Source organism: Alkaliphilus peptidifermentans DSM 18978, assembly GCF_900101495.1.
In the GTDB taxonomy this organism is placed as follows: domain Bacteria; phylum Bacillota; class Clostridia; order Peptostreptococcales; family Natronincolaceae; genus Alkaliphilus_C; species Alkaliphilus_C peptidifermentans.
The window spans coordinates 1-12,515 of sequence record NZ_FMUS01000035.1 but is presented as its reverse complement, the minus strand read 5'-3'; the positions used below and the strand labels follow the sequence as shown (position 1 = coordinate 12,515).

At 33.5% G+C, this 12,515-nt stretch carries 12 protein-coding genes; 6 read left to right on the top strand and 6 right to left on the bottom strand.

Annotation, left to right across the window (positions count from 1 at the left end; translation table 11 throughout):
• The first annotated feature begins 22 nt into the window (after positions 1–22).
• Positions 23–223, top strand: a complete 201-nt coding sequence (locus BLP68_RS19050) for a hypothetical protein (protein WP_091547116.1) — start codon at positions 23–25, stop codon at positions 221–223.
• A 71-nt stretch (positions 224–294) separates the two neighbouring features.
• On the opposite strand, the gene BLP68_RS19045 is transcribed toward BLP68_RS19050, so the two are convergent.
• The 3 genes from BLP68_RS19045 to BLP68_RS19035 all read right to left on the bottom strand — a co-directional run bounded on the left by BLP68_RS19045 (position 295) and on the right by BLP68_RS19035 (position 3,269).
• A complete protein-coding gene (locus BLP68_RS19045) occupies positions 295–633 on the bottom strand; it encodes an arsenate reductase family protein (protein WP_091547113.1) in 339 nt (112 codons plus the stop codon).
• A gap of 149 nt (positions 634–782) precedes the next feature.
• A complete protein-coding gene (locus tag BLP68_RS19040) occupies positions 783–2,159 on the bottom strand; it encodes a L,D-transpeptidase (protein WP_091547111.1) in 1,377 nt (458 codons plus the stop codon).
• 417 nt (positions 2,160–2,576) lie between these two features.
• Positions 2,577–3,269: a TVP38/TMEM64 family protein gene (locus tag BLP68_RS19035; protein WP_176759115.1), complete on the bottom strand. Its 693-nt coding sequence runs from the start codon at positions 3,267–3,269 to the stop codon at positions 2,577–2,579.
• A 262-nt stretch (positions 3,270–3,531) separates the two neighbouring features.
• Here BLP68_RS19035 and BLP68_RS19030 point away from each other — a divergent pair, with 262 nt between their 5' ends.
• From BLP68_RS19030 to BLP68_RS19020, 4 genes are all read left to right on the top strand, one after another.
• Positions 3,532–4,125 (top strand): TetR/AcrR family transcriptional regulator, encoded by a 594-nt coding sequence (locus BLP68_RS19030; protein WP_091547106.1) that lies wholly within the window; start codon positions 3,532–3,534, stop codon positions 4,123–4,125.
• A 388-nt stretch (positions 4,126–4,513) separates the two neighbouring features.
• Positions 4,514–5,650, top strand: coding sequence for a M24 family metallopeptidase (locus BLP68_RS19025; protein WP_176759114.1), 1,137 nt, complete (start codon positions 4,514–4,516; stop codon positions 5,648–5,650).
• A gap of 61 nt (positions 5,651–5,711) precedes the next feature.
• Positions 5,712–5,855 carry a hypothetical protein gene (locus BLP68_RS21875; RefSeq protein WP_176759113.1) on the top strand — a complete coding sequence of 48 codons (144 nt, stop codon included), beginning with the start codon at positions 5,712–5,714 and terminating at the stop codon, positions 5,853–5,855.
• A 29-nt stretch (positions 5,856–5,884) separates the two neighbouring features.
• Positions 5,885–7,363 (top strand): sodium:solute symporter family protein, encoded by a 1,479-nt coding sequence (locus BLP68_RS19020; protein ID WP_091547101.1) that lies wholly within the window; start codon positions 5,885–5,887, stop codon positions 7,361–7,363.
• Between the two features lie 251 nt (positions 7,364–7,614).
• Here the strand turns inward: BLP68_RS19020 and BLP68_RS19015 are convergent, their stop codons facing one another.
• Together BLP68_RS19015 and BLP68_RS19010 are read right to left on the bottom strand one after the other, a co-directional pair.
• Positions 7,615–8,472, bottom strand: coding sequence for an SDR family NAD(P)-dependent oxidoreductase (locus BLP68_RS19015; RefSeq protein ID WP_091547093.1), 858 nt, complete (start codon positions 8,470–8,472; stop codon positions 7,615–7,617).
• A 40-nt stretch (positions 8,473–8,512) separates the two neighbouring features.
• The gene (locus tag BLP68_RS19010) at positions 8,513–10,450 is read right to left on the bottom strand and encodes an oxidoreductase (RefSeq protein ID WP_091547090.1); all 1,938 of its coding nucleotides are present in this window, start codon (positions 10,448–10,450) and stop codon (positions 8,513–8,515) included.
• Positions 10,451–10,590: 140 nt separating this feature from the next.
• On the opposite strand from BLP68_RS19010, the gene BLP68_RS19005 reads away from it, so the two are divergent.
• Positions 10,591–12,159: a PucR family transcriptional regulator gene (locus BLP68_RS19005; protein WP_176759112.1), complete on the top strand. Its 1,569-nt coding sequence runs from the start codon at positions 10,591–10,593 to the stop codon at positions 12,157–12,159.
• A gap of 61 nt (positions 12,160–12,220) precedes the next feature.
• Here BLP68_RS19005 and BLP68_RS19000 read toward each other — a convergent pair.
• The coding region (locus BLP68_RS19000) for a transposase (RefSeq protein ID WP_176759111.1) at positions 12,221–12,515 on the bottom strand (295 nt) is incomplete at its 5' end.

Here is a 12,515-nt window from a genome sequence, read left to right as displayed (position 1 = left end):
ATTAAAAAGGAGACTAAATAGAATGACTCATAATGAAAATGATGCTCCATCAACCGAAAGAAAAAAAATTAGTTTACAGGAAGCTATGAAACAGAAGATTGCATCTAAAAATCAAGGAGTAGACTTTGGTAAACCAAGTAGCAATACCATTAAAGGAAATAACAATGTACCAAGTCAGCAAAGTAAAAAAAGAACTATTCAACGTAGCCGTAAGGGTTTATAGCAGCAAAGAACAAAAGCATTTTGGATAAAATGCTTTTGTTTTATATCTATTGCTTTATAAGTTTCACTATACTACTCCCAGGCCTTCCAAATTTCTGGCTGATAACCTAGGGTAGCTTGTTTACCATTCCGAACAATCGGTGTTTTATATAGACTTGGATTGCTTAATAATAGTTCTTCTCTTATACTTGGGGTTGTAATTTTATGTAGGTTTAATTTTTTAAAATCCTTTGCTTCGTTATTAATTAAATCATTTAATCCAATGGACGACTTAACACTTTGCAACTCACCTTTGCTTAAACCCTTTAATGTCAAATCTATAAATTGATACTTAATCTTTCTCTCTTTAAAGTATCGTTCTGCTTTTTTTGTATCAAAGCATTTCTTTATACCAAAAATTTGAATATTCACGATAATTTTTCGTCCTCTCATTTGAAATCTTTTTTTGACACACTGCATCATTCAAGACTATTATATCAAAAAAACTAGAGATTATCATGAGTTGCTTTAATTAAATAGCCCCCTAATCAAGGGGGCTATTTAATAATTATTTATTAGTATCATTCTATAACTATAACTGCTCCGTTTTCAATATCAATCCAGTTATAAAGAAATTCTGCATGACTGGTGAAATTCCGAACACACATATTTGAGCGGGGAAATGTTCCAATTGTATGGAGGTATTCTATCAATCCGGGATCTACCTGCTGCCCATCCTCCTCCTCATATGCCACGGGAACGCCATGTATGTAGGCTCCTCCGGTAAATCTTATTGCAAATGGAGCATATCCTGCTATATTCTGTGTACCGCTTTCTAGATACTGAAAGCGATCCCTTTTTACGATGGCTTTATAGCTGCCAAGGGTGGTTTCAAACGAAAAATTCCCTGGAGTTCCTGTAGTAGATAGAGTATATGAAACAAGATTTAGTCCATCTTCACCAACCTCAAAGGAAGCCTGGTTCTGCTGATCTCTATCTACTACAATCACATGGTTTAGTTGACTTAATGTGACATTAGTATCAATATACTGTTTTGGTATGTAGTAATCTTCACCAAAGGTTAGAGCATTTACACGATAAAAATCTTCAGTTTCCTCCAGTATTCGCACCAGCATCCCATCGGGTATGTAACGATATTCGCTTTCTGTGTTTGCTTCGTTATAAGCTGGAGCACTATGGTAAACCCTGTATCCATACTCGTCAACTGCTGCATCACCCTCTTGAGGCGGAGCACCGTTTTCATTTTTATAATTACTTATAAAGTGCAGCTCTCCCTCTGCCACCTGCTGTCTTAACTCATTTATGGCATCCTGCATTCTGTCAAAACGGAAGTTCCTTGGTGTACCTTCTGTTGAGTGAAGATATCCTTCTTTTACTTCATTCCCATTCTCAAAAGCAACTCTGTACCATATGTTTGAACCTTCCAGTTCTTCACCCTCAACCCGTTGGAGAAGGGACATTTTTTCTAGAGTTTCTATATGGGCAACAAAATTGGTATCAGGCTTTGGATTTTCACGTATTTTTGCTCCATCCTCTGCAGTTATAAGAAGATAATCGTAGGAAATGTTATATTGATGATACTGCAATGTGTCTATTATTGCTTCGGGTAATGTGGAGTCATATTCTTCCAGTACAGTATTCATAGGCTTAGATCCGATATTATTCAAGATTTCTGCTCTTTGCTCCTGATCAATGCAAGAAATTCTGTCATCGTCTTGAGTCGTTTGCGTAATCCTAAGATCATCTTCAATATTGTAACCGTTTATATTCTCCTCCACTGCTTCTTGGTCTGATTTAGCAAGCATGTCCTCCCTTTGCAATTCAGTCTGGTTTCTTGGATTAGGTGCCTCACCGGGAGGTGCATCTCTGCGAAGACCACAGCTTGACGTTGCAGCTATTAAAATAATCATTAATACTATAGTTATTTTTCTATACATATGCATCCCCATTCTTTATTTAGTATTTTATACATTATATATCTTTCTCAAATAATTCCACTTTTATGTGTCTATCAATACACTCAATGAAATGTATTAATATTTTTGATTTACAGAATTACTGCCACCTGAAATAAGCAAAGGGACCTTAATGACTCTTTGCTTATTTAAGTCAATATTATATATTTTATACTTAATAGCGGAACATGCCTATGTGTCAATTAGTCTATTCTTCTAACTCTATACTTCTATCCTGAATTTTCCATTCATTGTCTATTTTTGTGAATGTAACTACTAACCTATATGCACCCCTCAACATGTCTTCTTCATTTTGTATCAGCTCATAGGTGTTTTCATCAATTTGATTGAAGTCATAGGGTGAATTGGAAATATATATCAAATACTTTAATTTGTAATTTACTTTTTGCTCATTAACTTTTTCTTATATATATATTTGGGTATATAAGAAATCACTACAATGAGCACTGCTGCAATTCCTAAATATATCATTGTTTTTCTTGCATCTTCTTCTCCTCTACCTACTGTATTAACAGCGATAATCCATACTGCTGTTACTGGAACAATACACAGTAAAGACACTAATGCATATGTTTTAAAAGAAATTACTGTCAATCCATAAGCATAATTTTGTAGCCATCGAGGAATAACTGGCACCATTCTAGTTACAATCAGGATACGCCATCCATCTTCTTTTACTCCTTTATTAATATCATGAAATGTCTTATTTTTTCTTAACATTCTTTCGATTCTCTTTCTAATTATATATCTAGCGGCAATAAATGCCATTGAAGCACTTAATAAATCTGCTATAGATGAATATATAATACCTGCAAAGGTTCCATAGGTAATACCTCCAAATAATATAAAGGGTAGGCTAGGTAAAAATAACATTGTCCCAAAAGAAAAGATTATAATATATAAAATTATGCCCAATAAGCCTAAATTTCTAATTTTATCTGTAAATCTTCTTAAGTATTCAATTGAGATAAGATCCCATACATGGTATTTCTGTAATATCAACACTATTATACCAACTACTATTATTAAAATTAATAGTATAACCCTTTTGCTTAGCCAGCCTTTTTCCATTTTTTCTCCCCACTTCATCATTACTTTAGACTAATAGTTTAGTCCTTATCTGAAGTTTTTATTTCAAATTCTTTATAAAAAGAACTCTATTTTCCTTCTATCACATGTCTTTAAAATAAGAACTATTAATTTTTTTCATGAATCAAGTTGGTTAATTATAATGAATAAAAAAAACTTTTTTAAAGTTTGTCAAGACTTAAAAAATAACAAATGTAAAGTATGATATAATAAAAGCTAGAAAAAAAGTGTTAGGAGCAATGTTATGACTACAAAAGTGAATAATACAAAAAAAAGGATTCAAGATACAGCATGGAATCTTTTCTATCATTACGGTTACAATAACGTTACAGTAGATCAGATTATTGCAGCTTCCCAGTCCTCAAAAGGCACATTTTATCATTATTTCAAGTCTAAGGATGAATTGGTTATTTCTTGGTTTGAAAACTATGACAATTTCTACTGGGATTGGTTTCAACAGAATACAGAATATGTAAATCATTTGGACAAACTAATTGATTTCAGTAAATTCGTGTTTAACTTTATAGAATTACATACGGATGTACAAATGGTTTCTGCCTTCTATAGTGCTCAAATTAGTTTTTACGGTAAAATCTCTGGTAAGGTAAGTCCAAGAAAATTTTTCTACATATTAGATGAAATAATCAAAGCAGGTCAAAATGAAGGTCAAATAATGACTCAATTTACATATAAGGATTTATCTAGAATGATCATGACTGTATATCGCGGCATTTTATATGACTGGTGCATTGCTGGAGGCATTTTTTCTTTAGAAGAATATGGTGTAAGAGTAATGGATCAATTTTTAGAGTCTTTTCGAACTAAGCCAAATAACTGAATCTGCCTACTGTCCTCCAATTAGATTACCACAACTCCAAAGTTATTCAGTCAACATAAAAAAACTTCTATTGCATAACTGCAGTGGAAGTTTTTTTTTAGTGAAATTGCATTAATACCTTTAGTTGATTCTTAAATACTATATGTTGAGTTGATCGGCTCAATAAAAGTTTTGTATTGTTTGTAAGGAATGATCATTTGACTTAAGCAATTTCCATAAAAAATCACTAAGATTTCTATTTAAAATAATAAATATGTTTTTATTTTTTAATATGTTTGACAATTCAAAAAATTCGTGCTACTATCTAGACTATAGTCTAGACTATAGTCCGTTAATTACCAATTGCGGACTACATTGCAACCATATAAAACAAACAGGAGGCAAAAAAATGAACTATAAAAATCGAGTAAATAAATTAAGAGAACATATGCTACAAAATGGTATTGACGTTTCCATCGTCCTAAACCCTTCTACTCAATATTACTTTACTGGTTTTTTAACGGTTACATATAGTCGTGTCATTGCAACCGTTATCGAGAAAGATGCAGTTTCTATTATTTTACCAGGTCTTGAAGAGGAATTTGCTAAAAGTTTACATGCTAGTATAGATAATGTATATGCATATTATGAAGATCCGCATAATGCAAATAAAGGACTTACGTTTATGGATCACTTAACACCCATTTTAAAAAAGTATACAAATGGATGCTTGGGTGTTGAACATAATACAATACCAATCTCACTAGGTGAAACCTATAAAGGATTAGCTTTTCAGCTTAAGGATATTACAGACTTCATTAAAACAATGCGAATGATAAAAGAACCAGAAGAAATTAAAATGATTAAGAATGCTGCAAAATTTGCAGTCAATGGACTTGATGAAACTATAACAAGTTCTAAAGTTGGAATGTCTGAACTAGAAATTAGTCAAAAAGGTAACAATCTTGTTTATAAAAAAGTGGCTGAAAAATTCCCCCATGCCATTTTAGATATGTTGGTGATGGCACCCACAGGAATAGAAAGGACTTATTTGCCCCATGTCATCACCAACACCAAAAAAATATCCAATGGTGATATTGTACTTCATTCCCGTATGGTGAGTCTAAACGGATATCATTCAGCATGTCAACGAACATATTTTGTAGGTACACCTACTTCAAAGCAAAAAGATATTTATGACATTTTATTGGAGTCCTTCTTAGCTACATTGGATTATATTAAGCCTGGGGTTTTGGCAAAAGATGTGGATCGAGTTGGGAGATCCATAATCGAAAAAGCAGGTTTAGGAGAATGCTTTAATCATCGAATTGGAGTGGGCATTGGGTTAGATCCTCTGGAAGATCCTTATTTAAGATTTGATAATGATTTAGAGCTTAAGGAGGATATGGTGGTTTGCATTATGCCTGGTGTATATGTAAAGGATTTAGGCGGTTTTAGAATTTGTGATACTCTTATTTTGAAAGAACAGGGAAATTATCAAAATATTACACCATATACCTATGATTTAAAAATATTAAATCGGTAAGAGCACCTTATGTCGCCAATGATTTAGCATAATTTAATTCAAGTGAAGGGAGGCAGTAAAAATGGATGAAGACAATAAAAATGTAATGGTACAAGATCCTATGGATACAGTCCCAATGTACCCAGTTAGAGCAATTGCAATGTATGTATTAGTTATTTTAATGTCTGTTGCATATGCTCTATTCTGGAAATATTTATTGTCGTAAAGCAAAATTGAAGAACTGGAGGTGTTAAAATGTCAAGTACCACAGGTTATAATTTAATTATGATAGGAATTTATTTTACAGTGCTAATTTCAATTGGTTTAATATTCAAAAAAAAGGCAGACAAGGGATCGGATTCATACATATTGGCAGATAGAAAAGCTCCTAAAATATTAGTTATTGGAAGCCTTTTTGCTACTATGGTAAGCTCAGGAACCTTAGTTGGATACGCTGGTATGGGTTATTCTATTGGTTTGGGAGCATACTTTAACGCTGGAGCAGGACTTGCAACATTAATATGGGTAGGATATTGGTTTATTCCTAGATTACGGGAAGCAAAAATAACTACAATCCCAGAGTTGTTTCAAAGATATTTTGGAACTCCCCACAGAATTGTTTCTTTTTTACTTGTGTTTTGTAGAGATTTAAGCACTACAGCCGGCACTGCTGTCGGTATGGCGGCCATCTTTAAGTATATGTTTGATGTGTCTGACAACGTTGCACTTTTAATTTGTGTAGGTATCACTGTATTTTTTACTATGACTGGTGGCGCGTGGGCTGTGCTTGTAACAGATACAATACAAGGTGCATTTATCCTTTTAGGATCGACTCTGTTAATACCTTTAGCAATTGCAAAAACAGGAGGTTGGACAGCATTTAAAGGCTTAATTCCACCTGGCCATTTAAACTTGACTAATGTTGGTCTTACTCAAATTATTGGTTGGGGGTTAGTAGGAGCCCTCCTAACACTGGGAAATCAAACTGTAATACAAAGAGGATTTACTGCAGCAAGCTCTCAAATTGCCAAAAAATCCTTTACATTAGGAGGTTACATATCTTTCTTTTGGTATATGGTTCCATTTTTATTGAGCCTTTGTGCAGTGGCTTTATTTCCAAACATACAACCTTCCAATGCATATTTTGATTTATCCATGATATACGGATCCTACATCGGCATCTTTTTTATAATTGTATTACTTGCAACATGTATCTCAACAGTAAGTTCCTGTATTCTTACCATCACATCAAATATCACATTGGATTTTTACAAGCCATATTTTAATCCTAATGTGAGCAATGAAAAGCTGGTTAAAATCCAAAGAATTTGCACATTTTTCATTACCTTGATTGCTGTTAGTATTGCAAAAGCATTTCCATACATTGTCGAGCTATTTTTAGTGGGAGCAAGAATTATGGGAGCTGGAATGTCTCCTGTATTTGTCAGTATCGTTTTTTGGAAGCGGGCTAGACTAGCAAAATATTCTACCCTATCTGCCATGATTTTAGGATCTACTGCCACGATTGTAGGACAGATAGTTCAGGCTAAATCAGCTGCAAGTGCAGCACTAGGTTCAACTGCATTTGTGTGGAAACTAGATCCAGTAATTATAGGGTTACCTATAACACTCTTGGTTCTTATCATAGGAACATTTATAGAAACCCGACATTATACTTTTACAGATAAAACAGCGACTCCAATCAGTAGTGCTTTTAATACCCAACCAGATTAAAGCATCATAACTACTAAAAGAGGGTTATTTGATCTACTCCAGCAAATACCCCTCTAACTCGTCTTCTCCTGCAATCCTAAATATTAGAAAATATACTTTTCCAATTAACTTAGCCAAGGGGACGTTTTGTTTGCCACCTATTTGATAAGGGCATAAAATAATCCCCTTATAGTCAGAAATGGCACTTTATTCAATCTGCTACAGAGGGGGATTTTTTTATTAAAACTTTTCTAGTTGTATAAATATTTATCCTATTTCTTAAACATAGCTACCGAAGGATTAACTCCCTCTAGCATATTTCTAACCCTTCCCCCTATAACAGGAGCATATTGTGGATGGGTTAAAATATAAAATTGTTCTTCTTCAATGGCAATAAATATGCTCTGTCCAATAGAATCTACAGGTATTCCTGTGGTAATTACATGCTTTCCTCTTTCTAAGCCCTGCTTATAGGAAACGCTTTCATAATAAGGCTCATCTCTGTTTATTGCAAATCTTTCAGGTCGATGTCTATCGCAATTATGCAGGTCAGTTTGTACAAAACCCGGACAGAACAATGACATTTTTATTTTTGAATTCATTGCCTGTAGTTGATAATTTACAGATTCAGTCAATCCTACATTAGCAAATTTTGTTGTATGGTATGCTGCCATACTAGGTGTAGTCAATAATCCTGCAACAGAAGCCACATTGACAATGTGACAAGGAGTATCTTGCTTCAACATAATTGGAATAAATACTTTTAATCCATAAATCATGCCGTACACATTTACCCCCATAATCCAATCCCAGTCATTTAACGGCAATTCCCAGGTTGGCCCAGCAACTACTACTCCCGCATTATTGAAAAGTAAATCAACGCTACCAAAGGTTTCCAAGGTTTTTTTCGCAAGTATTTCTACATCTTCAAACTTAGAAACGTCCATTTCTACCGATAATACCTCTGCCCCCTTTGCCTTCATATCCGCTTCTACTTTTTTTAGATTTTCCGAGTCAATATCGGCTAAGACAACCTTCATATCTCTCGCTACACACTCTTTGGCCATCTCAACGCCAAAACCATTAGCAGCACCGGTAATAACAGCAACTTTATTTTTAAACTCTTTCATCAGTAAAACCCCCTTTTAAGATTAATATAGATAATTATGATTATAAAACGTAAGCTTTTTCAAATCCTTCTCTTATAGCTTCTGCAATCCTTCCTGGTTTTCCTGAATCTCCAATAATTCTAACTATATCAAATTTTTCTTCTAAGGATACTATCATTTCTTTGTTTGATTTAACCCCTAAAGAGAGTACTACACGATCTATCGGTTTCAATATTGATTGATTTGTTATTGTATTGAATAAGGTAATCTGGTAATCACTAATACTAACTAGCTTATGGGATGGTAACATTTCAACCCCATACTTACCTAATCTTTGCATTACATCATAAAGGTTAACCTTGTAGATTCCCCCTCCAATTTCTGATTGCATTTCTACAACAGAAACATTATTTCCTGATGCTGCAAGTAATTCTGCAGTTTCCAGTCCAGTCATTCCAGAGCCAATTACAGCAACATTTTCGCCTGCTGGTTTTATCTTTCCATTAAGTATTTCAACAGCTGTACATACACTTTTACCCTTAACACCTTCAATCAGTGGAATAATTGGTGATGCTCCTGTAGCAACAAATACAGCATATGCATCTAGTTCTTTTATTACTTCTATATTAGCTTCAGTATTTAATCTTATTTCTACATTCAAACTTTCTAGCTGAAACGCCATACTCTCTATTAACCAATTTATTTTTTCCTTTAACGGAGGCTTATTTGCAAGCTGTAACTGTCCACCTACTTGATTCTCCTTCTCAAATACTACAGGTTTAAATCCTCTTAAAGCTAAAATTCTTGCTGCCTCCATACCTGCAGGTCCTGCCCCTATAACGGCTACAATCCTACCTTTACCATCTTCCTTAAATCCGTCGAATTCTAATTCTCTTCCCATTCTAGGGTTGACACCACATTTAACACATCCGCCTTTTCCAAGTTCTTCAATACAATGTAAGCATGAAATACAAGGTCTGATTTCCTGATCTCTACCCTCCATCGCTTTTATTCCCCATTCAGGATCTGCCAGTTGTCCTCTTCCAACTCCTACAAAATCTACAGTACCTTCTTTAATTAAACTTTCTGCAAATTCTGGCTTTCTAACTACATTAACTGCAATTACAGGTATTTTGACAGCATTTTTTATTGCCTGTGCTAAATGTCTCTTCCAGCCTTGTGGGAATGAAATTGGTTCAATGATGGTTAAAGAAGTTTCATAGGTTCCTGCACTGACATTGATAGCATCGATACCAATGCTTTCTAAATATCTTGCTACTTTAATTGCATCCTCTATTTTTAGTCCGCCTTCTAGAAACTCATCTCCGTCAATTCTTACACTAATTGGGAAGTCAGCTCCACATATATGTTTAATTCCCAGAATCATCTCTGTTATAAACCTCATGCGATTAACAAAGTGTCCACCATATTTATCATTTCTTTTATTTGTATAAGGACTAATAAATTGATTTATTAGATATCCATGAGCTGCATGTAGTTCTACACCATCAGCCCCTGCCATTTGAGCCATTTTTGCCCCAGTGACAAATTTCTTTACCAATCCTTCTATCTCAGAAGTAGTCAGTTCCCTAGGCATTTCTTGTACAACCTTACACATTATTGCACTTGGAGCAACAATTTGTCTTCCCTCAATTAAACTAGCATGACCTTCTCTGCCTGGATGATGTAATTGCACAAAGATTTTCGAATCATATTTATGAATTGTTCTTATCAATTTCTGCAGTTTAGGTATATGATAGGGCTTAGTTAATGTTAGTTGTGGTGCACATCCCACACCATATTCATCATCAATTCTGGTTATCTCCGTAATAATTAATCCACAACCCCCCTTGGCCCTTTCTTCATAATACCGAATAATATCATCCGAAGCTTCTCCTGCCACACCTGCTAATCCAGTTCCTATGGCTGGCATTACAATTCTATTCTTCAATTCTAGTTTACCAATCTTTCCTTTTGAAAAAAGATATTTATATTTCATTCGACACCCTCCTTGTTATTTTATTAACATTATTTGATTATAAATTATCACATCACTAGTTTTATTCCTATATCTATCCTCAACAAATCTTCTTGCTATACTTGTGCAACATGCCCTATAATGAGATAGAGGTGATAAAAATGGCTATACTATTTCAGGAGGTTTTCAAATGTTTTTCTCTTTATAACCCTAAATCTATTTTAGTGACAAACGAAGAAATTGTGCTTTCTGACACAAAGCTGATTACTAAAGATCAGTTATCATTTCATGAGAATGTCTTATATGTAGGTAAAACTTCTTTGTTGACTAGATCTACTATATCAAATCATCCAATCAATCTACTATTGATTAATGATATAGATATTTCTTTAACAGATTTTTGTGGAGTTGATGGAAATATAATTGAACTATCTTCCGACGTGGATTTATTCACAGTTTTCAACGAAGCAAAGGATTTATTTATCAGAGATTTGCAATTTGCTAATAATTCTGCAGCTCTATTAGATTCTCTTATTCAAGGTAAAGGATTAAATTACATAACCGAACTAGGTTCAAGTATAATAAATAATCCTATTATTTTAATTGATTTTAGCTACAAAGTTTTATCACATGCAAAATATGAAGCTATTATTGAACCATTTTGGATAAAAAATATTGATAGGGGGTATTGCTCCTATGAGTTTATTTCTGAGGTGAAAAAAATAGAAAGTTTTAAAAACGCGCCACGAACAACAGAACCCTTCTATGTCACTTGCTATGCCAGTGATATAAAAAAAATCGTAAGCAATGTTATGATTGATAATAAAATTGTAGGGTATCTAATTGCATTAGAATGTTCACAAAACTTTAATGATAAAACCCAAGAGTTATTGCGTCTATTGAGCAATGTTATTTCTCAGGAATTAAGAAAGAATAAAGGTTTTAAAAATACAAAAGGCTTGATGTACGAAAACCTATTACTAGATTTGCTAGATGAGAAAATCAATAAGGAGGAGATACTGCTTGAAAGAATTAAAAGTTCTGGATATCAATTCAGTAATAATCTTTATGTCCTCTCAATTGATCTCTCTAGATATGCTTCAAGTCACACCCACGCAAACTTTCTCAGGGATTCTCTAGAAAGTATTTTTTCTAATTTTAAATCAGTATTTTATCAGGATACTATAGTTATTTTATTAGACATTAAGGATAAGGATGAGTATGATGAGGCCTTTCTATCAAAATTAAAGGATTTTTTAAGAAAGCATCATCTCTTAGCAGGACTAAGCAGTAAATTTTCTAAATTGTTGAGCCTTAATAAATATTATGATGAAGCAATAAGAGCATTGCAATTCGGGATCAAGCTCCATCAAGATGATTGTTTTTTCTCCTATGAGGTCTTCAAATTTTATCATCTATTATCATCAACCACTGTTGAAACAGATCTTATTCAGTTCTGTCATCCAGCTGTTATTAAATTAAAGAATTATGATAAAAAAAATAACACAGCTTATTATGAAACTCTATCATCTTATTTATATAATAATCAAAATATGCAAAACACTGCCAAGTATTTATTTATACATCGAAATACTCTTAACTATCGCATGCGAAAGATTAAAGAGTTAGTAAATTTCGATTTAAGTGATAGTGAAGTGATCTTTCAAATACACTTATCCTATAAAATTATGGATTATTTAAAATACTTTAATACTTCTCAACCAGTTTAAAAGCTTTTTATAGTGGCAAACAAAACGTCCGAGATCAGTGAAAAACTGGTCCTTTTTTTCGTTAAATCGCAAGAAATTTTGACAAATGTAAAAAATAGTCTGTCATTTCTAAAGTTCCCTTAAAACTAGATATAAAAGAGGAGACTATTGCTGCTATCCTCTTGATATTTACCGCTATTGCAGCTAGCTTTGATTGTTTCGACACACTTATTAAGCCATATCCTCTTGCTCGACATAGTCCATGAAATCTTTTGAGTTCAGCATTTTTACCTTCTATAGAAGCTCTCTTTTTATATTTTTCCTTGAACTCTTCTGTTTTCTGATACTGAGATATTTCATAAAATTCCGCAGCATTT

Bases quoted from the DNA above. Each gene is read 5' to 3' on its own strand.
- BLP68_RS19010 (WP_091547090.1), bottom strand. From the start codon at position 10,450: ATGAAATATAAATATCTTTTTTCAAAAGGAAAGATTGGTAAACTAGAA.
- BLP68_RS19030 (WP_091547106.1), top strand. From the start codon at position 3,532: ATGACTACAAAAGTGAATAATACAAAAAAAAGGATTCAAGATACAGCA.
- BLP68_RS19050 (WP_091547116.1), top strand. From the start codon at position 23: ATGACTCATAATGAAAATGATGCTCCATCAACCGAAAGAAAAAAAATT.
- BLP68_RS19035 (WP_176759115.1), bottom strand. From the start codon at position 3,269: ATGGAAAAAGGCTGGCTAAGCAAAAGGGTTATACTATTAATTTTAATA.
- BLP68_RS19020 (WP_091547101.1), top strand. From the start codon at position 5,885: ATGTCAAGTACCACAGGTTATAATTTAATTATGATAGGAATTTATTTT.
- BLP68_RS19015 (WP_091547093.1), bottom strand. From the start codon at position 8,472: ATGAAAGAGTTTAAAAATAAAGTTGCTGTTATTACCGGTGCTGCTAAT.
- BLP68_RS19040 (WP_091547111.1), bottom strand. From the start codon at position 2,159: ATGTATAGAAAAATAACTATAGTATTAATGATTATTTTAATAGCTGCA.
- BLP68_RS21875 (WP_176759113.1), top strand. From the start codon at position 5,712: ATGGATGAAGACAATAAAAATGTAATGGTACAAGATCCTATGGATACA.
- BLP68_RS19025 (WP_176759114.1), top strand. From the start codon at position 4,514: ATGAACTATAAAAATCGAGTAAATAAATTAAGAGAACATATGCTACAA.
- BLP68_RS19005 (WP_176759112.1), top strand. From the start codon at position 10,591: ATGGCTATACTATTTCAGGAGGTTTTCAAATGTTTTTCTCTTTATAAC.